Source organism: Streptomyces sp. MK7, from assembly GCF_032658145.1.
Lineage (GTDB): Bacteria > Actinomycetota > Actinomycetes > Streptomycetales > Streptomycetaceae > Streptomyces > Streptomyces spiralis.
The window spans coordinates 38,172-55,995 of sequence record NZ_JAVACL010000048.1 but is presented as its reverse complement, the minus strand read 5'-3'; the positions used below and the strand labels follow the sequence as shown (position 1 = coordinate 55,995).

Sequence of the window (17,824 nt, the reverse complement as noted above, 5' to 3'; positions counted from 1 at the left end):
CTCTTGGAGCTCTGGCTCCTGGGCAACAGCCCAGGAGCCAGAGCTTTTTTGCGTTGAGGTAGGGTCAGGACGCATCGTCGGTACATTTGACCAGGAGGCCCCCGCGTGGAGGTCCAGGAGACCCGCGTCCAGACGGACCGGGTCCTCACCATTCCGAACATCCTCAGCATGGCGCGGCTCGTTGGCGTGCCTCTTTTCCTGTGGTTGATCCTCAGGCCGGAGTTCGGAGGGCCCAAGAGCGACGGGTGGGCCCTGCTGGTACTCGCGCTCAGTGGCGTCAGCGACTACTTGGACGGCAAGCTGGCGCGACGCTGGAACCAGATCAGCAGCCTGGGCCGGCTGCTCGACCCGGCGGCCGACCGCCTCTACGTCCTTTCCACCCTCGTCGGCCTCACCTGGCGTGAGATTCTGCCGGTCTGGCTGACCGCGGCTCTCCTGGCGCGCGAATTGATGCTGCTGGTGGCCGTGGGCGTTCTCCGGCGCCATGGCTACCCGCCGCCCCAGGTGAACTTCTTGGGGAAGGCCGCCACGTTCAACCTGATGTACGCCTTCCCGTTGCTTCTGCTCAGCGATGGAAGCGGATGGATCCCGTCACTCGCCGCCGTTTTCGGATGGGCGTTCGCCGGATGGGGTACAACCCTCTACTGGTGGGCAGGAGTTCTCTACGTGGTGCAGGTCCGCCGACTGGTCCGGGCGGACGCCATGGCCGACTGAGCTCACCCATTCCGGCAGCCGCGGTGGCTCCGATGGCCCGCTTCGGAAAAGTGCGGGACAATCAGGACGGGTGAAGTCGGCCAGATCGTCGTCTCTTGGAGGAGGACGCTTCCGACATGAAGGCCGTCGTGATGGCCGGAGGCGAAGGCACGCGCCTTCGCCCAATGACCTCGAGCATGCCCAAGCCGCTCCTGCCGGTGGCCAACCGGCCGATCATGGAGCACGTTCTGCGGCTGCTCAAAAGGCATGGTCTGAATGAGACCGTCGTCACAGTCCAGTTCCTGGCCTCGTTGGTCAAGAACTACTTCGGTGACGGCGAAGAGCTCGGCATGGAGCTCACCTATGCCAATGAGGAGAAGCCACTCGGTACCGCCGGAAGCGTCAAGAACGCCGAAGAGGCGTTGAAGGACGATGCCTTCCTGGTCATCTCCGGCGATGCGCTGACCGACTTCGACCTCACTGACCTGATCCGGTTCCACAAGGAAAAGGGCGCGATGGTCACCGTGTGTCTCACGCGCGTGCCCAATCCGCTGGAATTCGGCATCACCATCGTCGACGAAGAGGGCAAGGTCGAGCGTTTCCTCGAGAAGCCGACCTGGGGCCAGGTCTTCTCCGACACGGTGAACACGGGTATTTACGTCATGGAACCGGAGGTCTTCGACTACGTCGAGGCCGACGTTCCCGTCGACTGGTCCGGTGACGTCTTCCCCCAGCTGATGAAGGAAGGCAAGCCGATTTACGGCTATGTCGCCGAGGGCTACTGGGAGGACGTCGGCACTCACGAAAGCTACGTCAAGGCGCAGGCGGACGTCCTGGAAGGCAAGGTGGACGTCCAGCTGGACGGCTTCGAGATCTCACCGGGTGTCTGGGTCGCAGAGGGCGCCGAGGTACATCCGGACGCCGAGCTGCGAGGCCCCCTCTACATCGGCGACTACGCCAAGGTGGAGGCCGGCGCCGAGATCCGTGAGCACACGGTGGTCGGCTCGAACGTCGTCGTGAAGAGCGGTGCCTTCCTGCACAAGGCCGTCGTCCACGACAACGTGTACATCGGGCAGCACAGCAACCTGCGTGGATGTGTCGTCGGCAAGAACACCGACATCATGCGCGCGGCGCGGATCGAGGACGGCGCGGTCATCGGTGACGAGTGCCTGATCGGCGAGGAATCGATCGTCCAGGGCAATGTGCGGGTCTACCCGTTCAAGACCATCGAGGCGGGCGCCTTCGTCAACACCTCTGTGATCTGGGAGTCCAGGGGACAGGCGCACCTGTTCGGTGCCCGCGGGGTCTCCGGCATCCTGAACGTGGAGATCACCCCCGAGCTCGCCGTACGGCTCGCCGGCGCCTACGCGACGACGCTGAAGAAGGGCTCGACGGTCACCACCGCCCGTGACCACTCCCGTGGTGCGCGTGCGCTCAAGCGGGCGGTCATCTCGGCGCTCCAGGCCAGCGCCATCGACGTACGAGACCTGGAGAACGTGCCGCTGCCCGTGGCCAGGCAGCAGACCGCGCGGGGCAGCGCCGGCGGCATCATGATCCGGACCACCCCCGGGGTGCCGGACTCCGTCGACATCATGTTCTTCGACGGGCAGGGCGCCGATCTGTCGCAGGGCGGCCAGCGCAAACTCGACCGGGTCTTCGCCCGCCAGGAGTACCGGCGTGCGTTCCCGGGCGAGATCGGTGACCTGTACTTCCCGTCCAGCGTCTTCGACTCGTACACCGGTTCGCTCCTGCGCAACGTCGACACGAACGGTATCGGCGAGGCGGGTCTCAAGGTCGTCGTGGACGCCTCGAACGGCAGCGCCGGCCTCGTCCTGCCCAGCCTGCTCGGCAAGCTGGGGGTCGACTCGCTGACCATCAACCCCGGTCTCGACGAATCCCGGCCGACGGAGACCGAGGACATCCGCCGCAAGGGGCTGGTGCGGCTCGGCGAGATCGTGGCGTCCTCCGGGGCCGCGTTCGGGGTGCGGTTCGACCCGGTCGGTGAGCGGCTGTCGCTCGTCGACGAGAAGGGCCGCATCATCGAGGACGACCGGGCGCTGCTGGTGATGCTCGACCTGGTCGCCGCCGAGCGTCGTAGCGGCCGGGTCGCACTTCCGGTGACGACCACCCGCATCGCCGAGCAGGTGGCCGCGTACCACGGCACGCAGGTCGAGTGGACGACCACCTCGCCCGACGACCTGACGCGGGTCGGCGGCGAGGAAGGGACGATCTTCGGTGGCGACGGCAAGGGCGGGTTCATCGTCCCGGAGTTCAGCAGCGTCTACGACGGGACGGCGGCCTTCGTACGCCTGATCGGGCTGGTCGCGCGAACCCAGCTGACCCTCAGTCAGATCGACGCCCGGATCCCGCGGGCCCATGTCCTCAAGCGGGATCTGGCCACGCCGTGGGCGGTGAAGGGCCTGGTGATGCGCCGGGTCGTCGAGGCCGCCGGAGAGCGTTTCGTCGACACGACGGACGGTGTGCGGGTCGTGGAGACCGACGGCCGCTGGGTCATGGTGCTGCCGGACCCGGCCGAGGCGGTCACCCACCTGTGGGCCGAGGGTCCCGACGACGCCTCCGCGCAGGCCCTGCTGGACGAGTGGTCGGCGGTCGTCGACAGCGCAGGACGGTAGCGGACGGGCGAGACCGGACCGCCCGGATGCCAGAAGCCGGACGGTGACACAGAGCAATAAAACGGACAACACGCGCGTGTGCCGGACAAGTGCCCCCAAGGGGGCCTGTCCGGCACGCCGGTGGGGCCATTCGGAGGACTCGGCCCCTGCATGCGACGATGTGCGGCATGCCGCAGCAACCGCCCGTTCGGAGCACCCCCACGCGGCCTTCCCGTCCGGATGCGTCCATGTCGTTGATCACCAACGTCATGGACCACAGCCTCGACGACGGCTATGCCGAGGCCGCCGCACGGAAGAAGGCCGCTGGTGAGGGCGGTCTGCCCAAGACGCTCCGGGCGCGACTGGGGCTGGCGGTGGGTCTGGTGCTGGCGGCGCTCGTGGTGACCGTGGGAGCGGCACAGGCGCGCGTGGCGGCTCCGACGGTCGCCAAGGAGCGCCAGGAGCTGATCGACCGCATCGACCGCGAGACGGCGGCGGCCGACAATCTGGAGCGAGATGTCGACAAACTCCGTGGCGATGTGAGCGAGCGGCAGCGGCAGGCGCTCAGGCAGAGCGGCGGAAACAGCCGGGCCGACCTGGTGGAGATCCTGGCAGGCGCCACCGAGGTGCACGGGCCCGGGGTGAAGCTCGTCGTGGACGACGCCAAGGAGGCCGCCACGGGCGGGGGCGGCAACCCGCGCGAGACGTCGGGTTTCTCCGATACGGGCAGGGTGCGCGACCGGGACATGCAACGCGTCGTGAACGGACTGTGGCAGTCGGGAGCCGAGGCGGTCTCCGTCAACGGGCAGAGGCTGACCGCCCTGTCCGCGATCAGGGCGGCCGGGGACGCCATACTGGTCGACAACAGGCCGTTGGTGCCGCCGTACACGGTGCTCGCGGTGGGGGACGGGCAACGGCTGAGCACCCGGTTCCAGGACAGCCCCGACGGGCTGTACCTGCACGCCCTCCAGGACAACTACGGCATCCGGACGAGCATCTCCGTGGAGAGCGACCTCCGGCTGCCCGCCGCACCGAGTGTGATCGTACGTACCGCACAGCCGAGCACTGAGAAGGGCACATCGTGATCGCCGTACTGGGCCTCATCGTGGGAGTGGTGGCCGGCCTGTTGGTCCGGCCCGAGGTTCCGGCGGTTGTCGAGCCTTATCTGCCGATCGCCGTCGTCGCGGCGCTGGACGCCGTCTTCGGCGGGCTGCGGGCCATGCTCGACGGGATCTTCGACGACAAGGTGTTCGTGGTGTCGTTCCTGTCGAACGTGGTCGTCGCCGCGCTGATCGTGTTCCTGGGCGACAAGTTGGGCGTGGGTGCCCAGCTGTCCACGGGTGTCGTGGTGGTCCTCGGCATCCGCATCTTCTCCAACGCCGCCGCGATCCGACGGCACGTGTTCCGGGCGTGAGACCGATGAACCACAAGGACGAACTGCCGGAGAACGAGCCCGGCGCGGAACAGGACGAACAGGGCGAGGAGCGGGACGAGCAGCGGGAGAACCGGCTCCGCAAGGAGCTGCCCGCGGAGGTGCCCGCGCAAGCCCCCGGGGCCGCCGAAGGGGCCGCGGAGGAGTCCGCCCCCGAGCTCACCGGCCGTCAGCGACTGGGCAAGGGCCTGTGGCCGCCGCGCTTCACCCGGGCCCAACTCGTCGTCGCGCTGCTGCTGTTCGGCCTGGGCTTCGGTCTCGCGGTCCAGGTCGCCTCCAACAGCGACAGCGACAGCGCGCTGCGCGGTGCCCGGCAGGAGGATCTTGTGCGCATTCTCGATGAACTCGATGACCGTACGCAGCGTCTTGAGGACGAGAAGCAGGGTCTCGACAAGCAGCGTCAGGAGCTGGAGAACAGTTCGGACCAGGCCGAGGAGGCCCGGAGGCAGACGGTCGAGAAGGAGAGGCAACTCGGCATTCTGGCGGGCACGGTGGCCGCGCAGGGGCCCGGCATCACGATGACGATCGAGGACACGAAGGGGACGGTCCAGGCGGACATGCTGCTGGACGCGATACAGGAGCTGCGCGCGGCCGGTGCGGAGGCCATCGAGGTCAACGGCGTCCGGGTGGTGGCGAGCACCTATCTGACGGACTCCGGCAAGAGCGTGGACGTCGACGGGAACAAGATCAACGCGCCCTACCGTTTCAAGGTCATCGGCAAGCCGCAGGACCTGGAGCCGGCGCTCAACATCCCTGGAGGCGTGGTGCAGACCCTCGAGAAGGAGCAGGCCACCGTGACCGTCGAGCGATCGGACAAGATCGTCGTGGACGCCTTGCGAGCGGCGAAGCAGCCTGACTACGCTCGGTCGTCCTCCCAGTGAACCGGGGGTGCATGGCGGTCGTCCGGCAGGGGCATGAGGTTGCGGGGGGTCGGCGCACCGATTGGGTGGTGCGTGGTGGAAACTGTCTGGTGGATACGGACGTTGTGAAGATGTCCGGGTCGACCGGTGTATGCAGTCAGGGTTCGTCCTGCCCCACGGGCGGGTCTGTTTCGGTCAAGGGGAATCGCCCGTGAAGTTGTTTGCGAAGTTGTTCGGCAAGAGCGCGCGAGAGGGCGGCGACAACGCGACCGCCCGTCATCGCGCACAGCCCGACGCGGAAGGCCAGCGTCCGCTGTTCCGCGACCAGGTCCCGGGGTCGGGTGACATTTCCGGCGCACCGGGCGCGCCGTCGGTTGACCCTGCCCAGGCAGGCGGCATAGGTTTCGGCCAACCGTCAACCTCAGGTACGGGTGGAGGGTTTGCCGCCGGCCCGTACGCGTCCCCAGCCCCGTCGGGGCAGCCGCGGCAGGAGGATCCGTCCATGTCGGCCCTGGTCTGTACGAGGTGCGGTCACCGCAACGCGGAGAACAGCCGCTTCTGCTCCAACTGTGGTGCGCCGCTGCGGCCTGGTGCGGTGCCGGAGCGCGCGTCGGAGACGACCTCCACGATCTCCATCTCCGGTCTGGAGGCCTACGACGCCGAGGCCACCGGTCAGACGCCGATGCTGTCTCCGGAGGCGCAGGCGGCCGTCGACGCGCTGCCGGTCGGCTCCGCCCTGCTGGTGGTGCGCCGCGGGCCGAACTCGGGCAGCCGCTTCCTCCTGGACGGCGAGCTGACCACGGCCGGGCGTCATCCGCAGAGCGACATCTTCCTGGACGACGTGACGGTCTCGCGCCGCCATGTGGAGTTCCGCCGCGGTCCGGACGGGTCGTTCACGGTGGCCGACGTCGGCAGCCTGAACGGCACGTACGTCAACCGGGAGCGGATCGACCAGGTCGCGCTGTCCAACGGCGACGAGGTGCAGATCGGCAAGTACCGGCTGGTCTTCTACTCCAGCCGACAGGGCTACTGACCCTCCCCGGACTCGTCCGGGGAGATCCCAGGGAAGGTCCATGCTTCAAACACCGAGCGGTGGTGCCGGGCACGGCACCACCGCCGCGGACAGTGGGCTGATGAGCATCGGCAGCGTGCTGAACGTGCTGCGCGAGGAGTTCCCCGAGGTCACCATCTCCAAGATCCGTTTCCTGGAGTCGGAGGGCCTCGTCGAGCCGCGGCGCACCCCCTCGGGGTATCGCAAGTTCAGTCCGGACGACGTCGAGCGCCTCGCCCGCGTGCTGAGATTGCAGCGTGACCACTACCTGCCGTTGAAAGTGATCCGCGAGTATCTGGACGCGGTGGAGCGCGGTGAGGCCGTGCAGCTGCCGGTGCTCGGCCGGCAGCGTGACGGCGAAGCCGTGCCGGCGCCCGCCGAGACACCCGCGGCGGCCCGGATCGGCCGGGCCGAGCTCCTCGCCGCCGCGGAGATCGACGAGGAGGTCCTCCAGGAGTGGGAGTCGTACGGGCTGGTCACTCCGGTGGAGGACGGCGCCTACGACGCGGAGTCGGTCACCGTCGCCTCACTGGTCCGTGAGCTGGGACGTTTCGGGATCGAACCCCGTCATCTGCGGGTGATGAAGGCGGCCGCCGACCGGGAGGCCGGGCTCGTCGACCAGGTGGTGGCCCCGCTGCGGCGCCACCGCAATCCGCAGACCAGGGCCCATGCCGAGGCCCGCACGAAGGAGCTGGCTGCGCTCACGGTGAGACTGCACGCGGCGCTGGTGCAGACCGCGCTCGGCGTGCGGCTGCCCTGAACCGGCCACCCCGGGCCGGTACCGGCCGCGGCGGCCGGATCGACCTCCCGTTTCCGGCCCGACTACCCAAACATCCCGGGCACGGCCTAGGGTTGCTGTGTGAACGAGCTCGATGTCGTAGGTGTCCGGGTCGAAATGCCCTCCAACCAGCCGATCGTGCTCCTGCGTGAAGTGGGGGGCGACCGCTACCTCCCCATCTGGATCGGGCCGGGGGAGGCTACGGCCATCGCCTTCGCCCAGCAGGGGATGGCCCCCGCGCGGCCGCTGACCCATGACCTGTTCAAGGACGTGCTGGAGGCCGTCGGCCAGGAGCTCACGGAAGTGCGCATCACGGACCTGCGTGAGGGCGTCTTCTACGCGGAGCTGGTCTTCGCGAGCGGGGTCGAGGTCAGTGCTCGTCCGTCCGATGCCATAGCGCTGGCGCTGCGCACCGGCACGCCGATCTACGGCAGTGACACGGTGCTCGACGACGCGGGCATCGCGATCCCGGACGAGCAGGAGGACGAGGTGGAGAAGTTCCGCGAGTTCCTCGACCAGATCTCGCCGGAGGACTTCGGTACCAGCAACCAGTGAGGTTCGGGGCTTCGGCCCCGACGGTGGTTGCGGGGGTCGGACCCGGCAAGCAGTGAAACGCCGACATATGCCACCGGCCACCGGGAGCGCTCGGCCGTTCCCCGCGTGGCATTCCGCTAGCCTTTCCCCACGACGGGGCACGGGAAACCACTCGTAGGGTGATTATCACTCGGCGTGCCGAGTGTGGCGATCGTTGACGCACCCCCGGTGACTGCCTACCGTCGAGGAGGCAGGTCAAGGACGGAGGTCGGCGTGAGAAGCAGCGGCGACGGTACGGCTGGGGGTGCCCCCGGTCGTGAGGTCGGGGGAAGGGGTCCGTATCCTCCTCCGGGCTCTCGGCTCCGCGCGAGCATGGGCTACCCCCATCACGTCAGTGCGGCCGATCACGCTCCGCAGCGGCCGACGGTCGTGCCGAGCAGCAAAGGGGCGGCGTCCATGGCGTCCGAGCAGATCGGCTACCGCGGTCCGACGGCCTGCGCGGCCGCCGGCATCACCTACCGGCAACTGGACTACTGGGCGCGCACGGGCCTGGTCGAGCCCAGTGTGCGGCCCGCCTACGGGTCCGGCACGCAGCGGCTGTACAGCTTTCGTGACGTCGTGGTCCTCAAGATCGTCAAGCGGTTCCTCGACACCGGTGTCTCGCTGCAGAACATTCGTACGACCGTCCAGCACCTGCGCGAGCGCGGCTTCCGCGACCTTGAGCGCATGACGCTGATGAGCGACGGCGCCACGGTCTACGAGTGCACCTCGCCCGACGAGGTCCACGCCCTGCTCCAGGGCGGCCAGGGCATCTTCGGCATCGCCGTCGGCGTGGTGTGGCGCGACGTGGAGAGCGCGCTGTCCCAGCTGCACGGCGAGCGCGTCGACACCGGCGAGACCCTGGTGGGCCACAACCCCGGCGACGAACTCGCCCGACGGCGCAACCGGGCGGTCTGAGCGCGGCCCGGCCGGGCCGCGGCCGCTCAAACCGGGCCACGGCCTCCGCGGGCCCGTTCTGGGCGGGCCGTGGGGCGGTGTCGGCCGGACCCGCGGCGACCATGCCGACTCGGCGCGCCGAGCGCCGTCGGCGGGTGCTGAGGGGGCTGTGAGGCCGTGCCGGCCGGGTGGGGGCCGCGTGGTGGGCGGGGGCCCACGACTGCCGGGCGGGTCCCGTTTCGGGCCGTTGTCAGTGGTGTGGTGCAGCATCGGAGGTGTGAGAAGCGCGCCGACGATCCTGCATCTCGACATGGATGCCTTCTTCGCCCAGGCGGAGCAGGCGTCCAAGCCGAGCCTGCGCGGGAAGGCCGTCATCGTGGGCGGTCTCGGGCCGCGCGGGGTGGTCGCCACAGCGTCGTACGAGGCACGGGTCTTCGGTGTCCACTCGGCGATGCCGATGGCCCAGGCGCGGCGACTGGCTCCGAACGCCGCGTATCTCGTGCCGCGCTTCGGCTTCTACCGGTCCATCAGCGAGCAGGTGATGGGGCTGCTGCGGGCGCTGTCACCGCTGGTGGAGCCGCTCAGCCTGGACGAGGCGTTCGTGGACCTGGAGGCCGGGGGAGCGGCCTGGGACGCCGACTCCGCCCGGCTGGCCGGGATCCGGCTGCGCGCCGACATCCGTGCCGTCACCGGCCTGACGGGCTCGGTGGGCCTGGCCGCCTCCAAGATGCTCGCGAAGATCGCCTCAGAACAGGCCAAGCCCGACGGACTGGTCCTCATCGAGCCCGGCACCGAGCGGGCCCTGCTGGGCCCCATGTCGGTGCGGACGCTGCCCGGCGTGGGCCCGGCGACGGGCGACCATCTGCGGCGGGCCGGGATCCACACCGTGGACGAGCTGGCCGAGGCGGGTGAGGACGAGCTCGTACGGCTGCTGGGCAAGGCGCACGGGCAGGCGCTGTACGCCATGGCGCTGGCGCACGACGAGCGGCCCGTGGTCGCCGAGCGCGAGGCCAAGTCGGTGTCGGTCGAGGACACCTACGACGTGGACATCCACGACCGGCTGCGGGTGGGCCTGGAGGTGCAGCGGCTCGCCGACCGGTGCGTACGTCGGCTGCGCGGGGCCGGGCTGTCGGGCCGCACCATCGTGCTGAAGGTACGGCGCTACGACTTCTCCACGCTGACCCGCTCCGAGACGCTGCGCGGGCCCACCGACGACCCGGCGGTGGTGCGGGAGGCGGCGGCCCGGCTGCTGGACTCGGTGGACACCACGGGCGGGGTGCGGCTGCTCGGTGTGGGCGTGTCCGGGCTCGCCGACTACACGCAGGAGGACCTCTTCGCCCAGGCGGCCGGCGCGCACATGGACGGCCCTGAGGAAGAAGCCGCGGACGAACCGGCCCCGGAGCAGTCGGCGCCCGCAGAGCGGCACTGGCCGGCGGGCCACGACGTACGGCACACCGAGCACGGGCACGGCTGGGTCCAGGGCAGCGGCCTCGGCCGGGTCACGGTCCGCTTCGAGACGCCCGACTCCGAGCCCGGACGGGTACGGACCTTCCGCGTCGACGACCCGGACCTGGAGCCGGCGGACCCACTCCCGCTGGTGCGGCGAAGACCGGACGCCGCCGCAAGCCCTGGCGTCACCGGCAGCATCGAGGCGACCGGCAGCACCGAAGTGACCGGCCGCACCGAGGCGACCGACAGCGCGTCCTCGGTGGCCGGCGGGATCCGGCCCGCGTAGAACCCGGCCGGGCGCCGCTCGCTCTCAGCCTTCCTCGGAGCCGGATCCCGCGAGCTTGCCGAAGTCGCGGTCGGGGAGGGCGGGGGGAGGCGCCACGTCGAGACCGTAGTGGTGGTAGAGCTGCAGTTCCTGTTCGGGGGAGAGGTGGCGGCCGACGCCGAAGTCGGGGGCCTCCTTGATGAGGGCCCGGTCGAAGGGGACGTGCAGTTCGCCGTCGACCAGCTCGCTGGGCTCGAGCGGCACAAAGGCGTCCCGGGAGAACAGGCCGGTGCGTATGGCGGCCCACTCCGGCACACCGGTCGCGTCGTCGAGGTAGACCTCGTCCACCGTGCCGATCTTGGTGCCGTTCCGGTCGAACGCCTTGCGGCCGATCAGGTTGCGCGGATCGTTGTCGGTCTGCACGGTCCCTCCACTAGGTCGCAACTCATTCGTAAGCACTACAAAAGAGCACAATCGGGACGGCGGCCACTCGAGCCCGCCTCGTGAAGCCCGCTGGTACGCTGGCAAACGGCTGCTGACCCCGTGCGGGAGAGTCCTCCACCACCATCGGAGGCGCCGAAGGAGCAAATCCTCCCCGGAATCTCTCAGGCCCCTGTACCGCACGGACGAGGTCACTCTGGAAAGCAGAGCGGGTGTCGACGGCTTCCGCTCTCACCGACGGTGAAAACCGGGTGCCCTCGGGCGGTCCGGTGAAGCTCTCAGGTTGAGATGACAGAGGGGGAGGCCGTCGGGGCACCCGAGCCGTGGTGTCCCTCGAAGGTCGCGTCAGACCAGGAGGCCTCCGCAATGACCGCCCAGCGCATTCCGCTCTCCGAGCTCGAACAGGGCATTCCCTTCGAGCAGCGCCACATCGGGCCCGACCAGGAGGCGCGGGCCAAGATGCTCGCGCAGGTCGGTTACGGCTCGCTCGACGAGCTCACCGCCACCGCGGTGCCGGATGTGATCAAGAACGCCGACGCGCTCGACCTGCCGGGCGCCCGCACCGAGGCCGAGGTGCTGGCGGAGCTGCGCTCCCTCGCCGACCGCAACCAGGTCCTCGGCTCGATGATCGGTCTCGGGTACTACGGGACGTTCACGCCGCCCGTCATCCTGCGCAACGTCATGGAGAACCCGGCCTGGTACACCGCGTACACCCCGTACCAGCCGGAGATCTCCCAGGGCCGCCTCGAGGCGCTGCTGAACTTCCAGACCATGGTCGCCGACCTCACCGGCCTGCCGACCTCCGGCGCCTCCCTCCTGGACGAGGGCACCGCCGCCGCCGAGGCGATGGCGCTGTCCCGGCGCATGGGCAAGAACAAGAAGGGCCTCTTCCTCGTCGACGCGGACGCGCTGCCGCAGACCATCGCCGTCATCGAGACCCGCGCCGAGCCGACCGGTGTCGAGGTCGTCGTCGCCGACCTCAGCGACGGCATCCCCGCCGAGATCGCCGAGCGCGAGATCAACGGCGTGCTCCTGCAGTACCCGGGCGCCTCCGGTGCCGTACGCGACCTCAGGCCGGTGATCGACCAGGCGCACGAGCTCGGCGCGCTGGTCACCGTCGCCGCCGACCTGCTCGCCCTGACCCTGCTGAAGTCCCCCGGCGAGCTGGGCGCGGACATCGCCGTCGGCACCACCCAGCGCTTCGGTGTGCCGATGGGCTTCGGCGGTCCGCACGCCGGTTACATGGCGGTGCACGAGAAGTTCGCCCGCAGCCTGCCCGGCCGCCTGGTCGGCGTCTCCGTGGACGCGGACGGCAACAAGGCCTACCGCCTCGCCCTGCAGACCCGTGAGCAGCACATCCGCCGCGAGAAGGCCACCAGCAACATCTGCACCGCCCAGGTGCTGCTCGCCGTCATGGCCGGCATGTACGCCGTCTACCACGGCTCCGAGGGCCTGAAGGGCATCGCGCAGCGCACCCACCGCTACGCCACGATCCTCGCCGAGGGCCTGAAGGCGGGCGGTGCCGAGGTCGTCCACGGCGCCTACTTCGACACGATCACGGTCAAGACCGAGGGCCGGGCCGCCGAGGTCGCCGCCGCCGCCCGCGAGGCCGGCGTGAACCTGCGCCTCGTGGACGCCGACCACGTCTCGATCGCCTGCGACGAGACCACCGACCGGGCCCAGCTGCGCACCGTGTGGTCCGCCTTCGGCGTCGAGGCCCGCATCGAGGCCCTGGACGCCGCCGCCGCGGACGCCCTGCCCGAGGGCCTGCTGCGCACCGACGCCTACCTCACCCACCCCGTCTTCCACCAGCACCGCTCCGAGACGGCGATGCTGCGCTACCTGCGCAAGCTGGCCGACCGCGACTACGCGCTCGACCGCGGCATGATCCCGCTGGGCTCCTGCACCATGAAGCTCAACGCGACCACGGAGATGGAACCGGTCACCTGGCCCGAGTTCGGCGGGCTGCACCCCTTCGCGCCCGCCGAGCAGGCGCAGGGCTACCTCACCCTCATCCACGAGCTGGAGGATCGGCTCGCCGAGGTCACCGGCTACGACAAGGTCTCGCTCCAGCCCAATGCCGGCTCCCAGGGTGAGCTCGCCGGTCTGCTCGCCGTCCGCGGCTACCACCGTGCCAACGGCGACGACCAGCGCACCGTCTGCCTCATCCCGTCCTCCGCGCACGGCACGAACGCCGCCAGCGCCGTGATGGCCGGCATGAAGGTCGTCGTCGTGAAGACCGCCGAGGACGGCGAGATCGACGTCGAGGACCTGCGGGCGAAGATCGAGCAGCACCGCGACCAGCTGGCCGTGCTGATGATCACCTACCCGTCCACGCACGGCGTGTTCGAGGAGCACGTCGCCGACATCTGCGCCCAGGTGCACGACGCCGGCGGCCAGGTCTACGTCGATGGCGCCAACCTCAACGCCCTGGTCGGCCTCGCCAAGCCGGGCCACTTCGGCGGCGACGTCTCCCACCTGAACCTGCACAAGACGTTCTGCATCCCGCACGGCGGCGGCGGTCCCGGCGTCGGCCCGGTCGCCGTACGCTCCCACCTGGCGCCGTACCTGCCCAACCACCCGATGCAGCCCGAGGCCGGACCGAAGACCGGCGTCGGTCCGATCTCGGCCGCGCCCTGGGGCTCGGCGGGCATCCTGCCGATCTCCTGGGCGTACGTCCGGCTGATGGGCGGCGAGGGTCTCAAGCGCGCCACGCAGGTCGCGGTCCTCAGCGCCAACTACGTCGCCAAGCGCCTGGAGCCGCACTACCCGGTGCTCTACACCGGCCCCGGCGGGCTCGTCGCGCACGAGTGCATCGTCGACCTGCGGCCGCTGACCAAGGCGACCGGTGTGACCGTGGACGACGTGGCCAAGCGGCTGATCGACTACGGCTTCCACGCGCCGACGATGTCCTTCCCGGTGGCCGGCACGCTGATGATCGAGCCGACCGAGTCGGAGGACCTGGCCGAGCTGGACCGCTTCTGCGACGCGATGATCGCGATCCGCGCCGAGATCGAGAAGGTCGGCTCCGGCGAGTGGCCCGCGGAGGACAACCCGCTGCGCGGCGCCCCGCACACCGCGGCCGCGCTCGGCGGGGAGTGGAAGCACGCCTACAGCCGTGAGGAGGCGCTCTTCCCGGCGGGTGTCTCGGCCGCGGACAAGTACTGGCCGCCGGTGCGCCGGATCGACCAGGCCTTCGGCGACCGGAACCTGGTCTGCTCCTGCCCGCCGCTGGACGCGTACGAGGACTGAGCCGGCTCCCCGGGTGGCGTGGAGCCGCCCGGAGGTTCCTGGACCACCACCAGGAGAACCGTCCAGGGGCCCCGCTCCGGCCTTCCGTGGCCGGAGCGGGGCCCTTTGCCGTAGTCGCCGCAACCTGCCGGTATGTGCCGCCACGCGCCGCTGTCACGCCGTGGCGGGCCCGGGGTGAGGCCGTGGGCGGGCACAAAGGCCAGGGCGGGCCTGATACCCGGGAGGGCAGGGCCGAGGGCCGAGGGGCGGATCGTCAGGACAGGGCGGGTCTGAGGCCGTAGAGGGCAGGCCGGGGCCGTGAACGACAGGCCCGAGGCCACTGCGTGCCCGCCGAAGGCCAGTGGTCATGTCGCGCGCGAGCCGCGTCAGGCCGTGGCGGCCCCTTCAGGCCGGGTAGGCGTGGGTCTGGGCCGCCTTGACCGCCGCCCAGACGACCGCGCCCGGGTGCAGGTCGAGTTCCGCCGCGGCGACCGTGGTCAGGTCGGCGGCGAGAGCCAGCTCGCCGGCAAGGTCCGCGCGGATCTGGTCGCCGTGCGTCTCCAGGCCCGCGACCTCGCAGCGCCACAGGTTGCGCGCGCTGGAGCCGGAGGGGCGGTCCCGGTAGAGGGTGACGGCGCCCGGCGGGAAGGCGACGAAGGCCGGTCCGGACAGGTCCTCGGTGGTGGCGAGGACCGGGCCGCCGTCCAGCCGTACGGTGTGGCCCTCGGCCTGCCCGCGATACAGGTTCAGGCCGACCAGCTGCGCGATGTAGTCCGTGCGCGGTCGGCGGGCGATGTCGGACGGGGCACCCTCCTGCACCACGCGCCCGTGTTCGACGACGACGAGCCGGTCCGCCAGCACCATCGCGTCCAGCGGATCGTGGGTGACCAGGACGGCGACGGCCTCGAACTCGGCGAGGTGCCGGCGGAGCTGGGCCCGGACCTCCAGGCGTGTACGGGCGTCCAGTGCGGCGAGCGGCTCGTCCAGGAGCAGCAGCCGGGGGTGAGTGGCCAGGGCGCGGGCCAGGGCCACTCGCTGGGCCTGGCCACCGGAGAGCCTGCGCGGCTTGACACCGGTGTGGTCGGCCAGGCCCATGCGCGCCAGCCACCGGGAGGCCAGCGCACGGGCCTCGGCCTTGCTGGCGCCCTGGCAGCGCGGCCCGAAGGCCACGTTGTCCAGGGCGGACAGGTGCGGGAAGAGCAGGTAGTCCTGGAAGACGACCCCGACCGGACGCGCCTCCGGTGGCGTACGGTCCAGCGTGGCGCCGTCCAGGCGCAGATGGCCGCCGGTGAGGGGGACCAGGCCGGCCAGAGCGCGCAGGGCCGTGGTCTTGCCGGCGCCGTTCGGGCCGAGCAGGGCCACCACGTCGCCGGGGGCGGCGGTGAGCGTCACGTCGAGACGGAAGGCGCCGCGGTCGACGACGAGCCGGGCGTCCAGCCCGGCACTTTGCAGGTCCTCGGCGCGGACGCCGCTCGTGGTCTCGTCGATGTCGGTCATGAGGTGATCGTCCAGGATGCGGGATGGTTCGTGCCGGGGATCCGCGGCGGCCTCATGAGGATGCCGTCGTCCAGCGGTCCCGCAGACCCGCGAGCACCGCGATCGACACCGCGAGGAGCACCAGGCTCAGCGCGATCGCGGCGGCCGGGTCATTCTGCAGGGCCAGATAGACCGCCAGGGGCATGGTCTGGGTACGGCCGGGGAAGTTGCCCGCGAAGGTGATCGTCGCGCCGAACTCGCCGAGCGCCCGCGCCCAGGCCAGCACGGCACCCGCCGCGATGCCCGGCGCGATCAGAGGCAGGGTGACCCGGCGGAACGCGGTGAAACGGGACGCGCCCAGTGTGGTGGCCGCCTCCTCGTAGCGCGGGTCCGCGGCACGCAGTGTGCCCTCGACGCTGATGACGAGGAAGGGCATGGCGACGAACGCCTCCGCGACCACCACACCGGCCGTGGTGAACGGCAGCGTGATCCCGAACCAGGAGTCCAGCCACTGCCCGACGACCCCGTTGCGCCCCAGCGCCAGCAGCAGTGCCACACCGCCCACCACCGGCGGCAGGACCAGCGGCAGCGTCACCAGGGCCCGTACGAGGCCGCGTCCGGGGAAGTCGGTCCGGGCCAGCAGCCAGGCCAGCGGGACGCCGAGGACCAGGCTGACGGCGGTGGCGGCGGTGGCACTGATCAGGGACAGCTGGAGCGCCTGCCACACCTCCGGGCTGGTCAGCTGGTCGGGCAGGCTGCGCCAGGGGGCGCGGATCAGCAGGGCCAGCAGCGGCAGCAGCAGGAACGCCAGGCCCACCAGCGCCGGCACCAGCAGGGGGAGCGGGACGCCCCGGGGGACACGCCTGCGCCGTGGCCCGTTCTCCATGGTCACCGCGCCGGTGTCGTGGGTCGTGGTCACGGCTTGAGGAACCCGGCCTGTGTCAGGACCTTCTGACCTTCGGCGGAGCGCACCAGCGCGATGAAGGCCTTGGCCGCCGCGGAGTCGCGCGCGTTGTCCAGGAGGGCGATCGGGTAGTCGTTCACGGCCTTGGCCGCCTCGGGGAACTCCACGCCCTCCACCTTGCCACCGGCCGCCTTCACATCGGTCTTGTAGACCACCGCGGCGTCGGCCTCCTTCAGCACCACCTTGTTCAGGGCGGACTTGACGTCCTGCTCGTAGGAGACCGGGGTGAGCTCGAGGCCGGCGGCGCTGAGTGCCTTCTGCGCGGCGGCACCGCAGGGCACCGCTCTGTCGCACAGGACGACCTTCAGCCCGGACCTGGTCAGGTCCTTCAGAGCGGAGATCCTGTCGGGGTTGCCCGGCAGGGTCGCGATCTCCAGCTGGTTGCGGACGAAGGTGGCCGGGGCGCCGGCCGTGTCCTTCTGGTCGGTCACGATCTTCATGGTCCTGGGGCTGGCCGCGGCGAAGACATCGGCGGGGGCTCCGCCGGTGATGCTCGCGGCGAGGGTGTCGCTGCCGCCGAAGTTGAAGGTGACCTTGGTGCCCGGGTGCTGCTGCTCGAACTCCTTGCCCAGCGCCGTGAAGCTCTCCTTCAGGGAGGCGGCGGCGAAGACGGTCACCGTGCCGGTCACCTTCTGGGAGGAGGACGTCGCCGATCCGGACCCGGACGACGACGAGCCGTCGGAAGACGACGAGGAGGACGCGGAGGAGCAACCGCTGAGGGCCAGCAGAGCCGCGGCTCCCGCACCGGCCACCTGCAGTGTCCGGGTCCGGCGCACGGAACGGTTCATCACGGATCTACTCCTCTGCTGCCGCACGGAAGGTGTCGCGCCCCGCCACGGCCGAAGTGCGGCCGTGACGTGATGATAATGCCGCAAGTGCGAGCCGGAAGTCTTCTGTCACGTCGCATGAGCTGACCTTCCCACGTTTCAGGGTCGCATATGCGTTTGCATGAGGCGGTTGCTCAGGTACGGAGACGGCGGAGGTGGTGGCCGTGGTGATCGCGGGACTCGTCCTGACCGGAGATCTCGCCCGGCCGGCCCGTCTGACCGTGCCGGACCTGAAGCTGTGGGGCCGGGGGAGGGCTGCGGCGAGGTCGTAGGCG

15 protein-coding genes and 1 riboswitch are annotated in these 17,824 nt (G+C 70.4%); of the genes, 11 read left to right on the top strand and 4 right to left on the bottom strand.

Going from position 1 to position 17,824, the window contains the following annotated elements; translation table 11 throughout:
* Positions 1-105 precede the first annotated feature (105 nt).
* From R2S09_RS33765 to R2S09_RS33720, 10 genes are all read left to right on the top strand, one after another.
* Positions 106-714 carry a CDP-alcohol phosphatidyltransferase family protein gene (locus R2S09_RS33765; protein ID WP_306185707.1) on the top strand — a complete coding sequence of 203 codons (609 nt, stop codon included), beginning with the start codon at positions 106-108 and terminating at the stop codon, positions 712-714.
* A 116-nt stretch (positions 715-830) separates the two neighbouring features.
* Positions 831-3,326, top strand: coding sequence for a mannose-1-phosphate guanyltransferase (locus R2S09_RS33760; protein WP_306185705.1), 2,496 nt, complete (start codon positions 831-833; stop codon positions 3,324-3,326).
* Between the two features lie 158 nt (positions 3,327-3,484).
* Positions 3,485-4,390 (top strand): DUF881 domain-containing protein, encoded by a 906-nt coding sequence (locus R2S09_RS33755; protein WP_306185703.1) that lies wholly within the window; start codon positions 3,485-3,487, stop codon positions 4,388-4,390.
* Entirely contained in the window at positions 4,387-4,719 is a 333-nt protein-coding gene (locus R2S09_RS33750) for a small basic family protein (protein WP_006134295.1), read from the top strand. The genes R2S09_RS33755 and R2S09_RS33750 overlap by 4 nt, the downstream gene beginning before the upstream one ends.
* Positions 4,720-4,724: 5 nt before the next feature.
* Positions 4,725-5,618, top strand: a complete 894-nt coding sequence (locus R2S09_RS33745; protein ID WP_316745157.1) for a DUF881 domain-containing protein — start codon at positions 4,725-4,727, stop codon at positions 5,616-5,618.
* Positions 5,619-5,748: 130 nt separating this feature from the next.
* Positions 5,749-6,630: an FHA domain-containing protein gene (locus R2S09_RS33740; protein WP_316745166.1), complete on the top strand. Its 882-nt coding sequence runs from the start codon at positions 5,749-5,751 to the stop codon at positions 6,628-6,630.
* 40 nt (positions 6,631-6,670) lie between these two features.
* Positions 6,671-7,408, top strand: a complete 738-nt coding sequence (locus R2S09_RS33735; RefSeq protein WP_316745156.1) for a MerR family transcriptional regulator — start codon at positions 6,671-6,673, stop codon at positions 7,406-7,408.
* Positions 7,409-7,507: 99 nt separating this feature from the next.
* Entirely contained in the window at positions 7,508-7,981 is a 474-nt protein-coding gene (locus R2S09_RS33730; protein ID WP_004934251.1) for a bifunctional nuclease family protein, read from the top strand.
* Positions 7,982-8,233: 252 nt separating this feature from the next.
* Positions 8,234-8,917: a MerR family transcriptional regulator gene (locus R2S09_RS33725; RefSeq protein WP_306185698.1), complete on the top strand. Its 684-nt coding sequence runs from the start codon at positions 8,234-8,236 to the stop codon at positions 8,915-8,917.
* A 256-nt stretch (positions 8,918-9,173) separates the two neighbouring features.
* Complete coding sequence (locus R2S09_RS33720) at positions 9,174-10,631, top strand: DNA polymerase IV (RefSeq protein WP_316745155.1); 1,458 nt, start codon at positions 9,174-9,176, stop codon at positions 10,629-10,631.
* Positions 10,632-10,655: 24 nt separating this feature from the next.
* Here R2S09_RS33720 and R2S09_RS33715 read toward each other — a convergent pair whose 3' ends face one another.
* Positions 10,656-11,033, bottom strand: a complete 378-nt coding sequence (locus R2S09_RS33715; protein ID WP_306185694.1) for a PRC-barrel domain-containing protein — start codon at positions 11,031-11,033, stop codon at positions 10,656-10,658.
* A gap of 113 nt (positions 11,034-11,146) precedes the next feature.
* Positions 11,147-11,241: riboswitch (glycine riboswitch) on the top strand.
* A gap of 176 nt (positions 11,242-11,417) precedes the next feature.
* On the opposite strand from R2S09_RS33715, the gene gcvP reads away from it, so the two are divergent.
* Entirely contained in the window at positions 11,418-14,303 is a 2,886-nt protein-coding gene (gene gcvP / locus R2S09_RS33710; RefSeq protein ID WP_306185692.1) for an aminomethyl-transferring glycine dehydrogenase, read from the top strand.
* Positions 14,304-14,687: 384 nt separating this feature from the next.
* On the opposite strand, the gene R2S09_RS33705 is transcribed toward gcvP, so the two are convergent.
* From R2S09_RS33705 to modA, 3 genes are read right to left on the bottom strand one after another with little or no spacing between them, the layout of a single operon-like run.
* The gene (locus R2S09_RS33705) at positions 14,688-15,779 is read right to left on the bottom strand and encodes an ABC transporter ATP-binding protein (RefSeq protein ID WP_316745152.1); all 1,092 of its coding nucleotides are present in this window, start codon (positions 15,777-15,779) and stop codon (positions 14,688-14,690) included.
* A 52-nt stretch (positions 15,780-15,831) separates the two neighbouring features.
* A complete protein-coding gene (gene modB / locus R2S09_RS33700; protein ID WP_316745164.1) occupies positions 15,832-16,644 on the bottom strand; it encodes a molybdate ABC transporter permease subunit in 813 nt (270 codons plus the stop codon).
* A 29-nt stretch (positions 16,645-16,673) separates the two neighbouring features.
* A complete protein-coding gene (gene modA, locus R2S09_RS33695) occupies positions 16,674-17,510 on the bottom strand; it encodes a molybdate ABC transporter substrate-binding protein (protein ID WP_316745150.1) in 837 nt (278 codons plus the stop codon).
* Between the last annotated feature and the right edge of the window lie 314 nt (positions 17,511-17,824).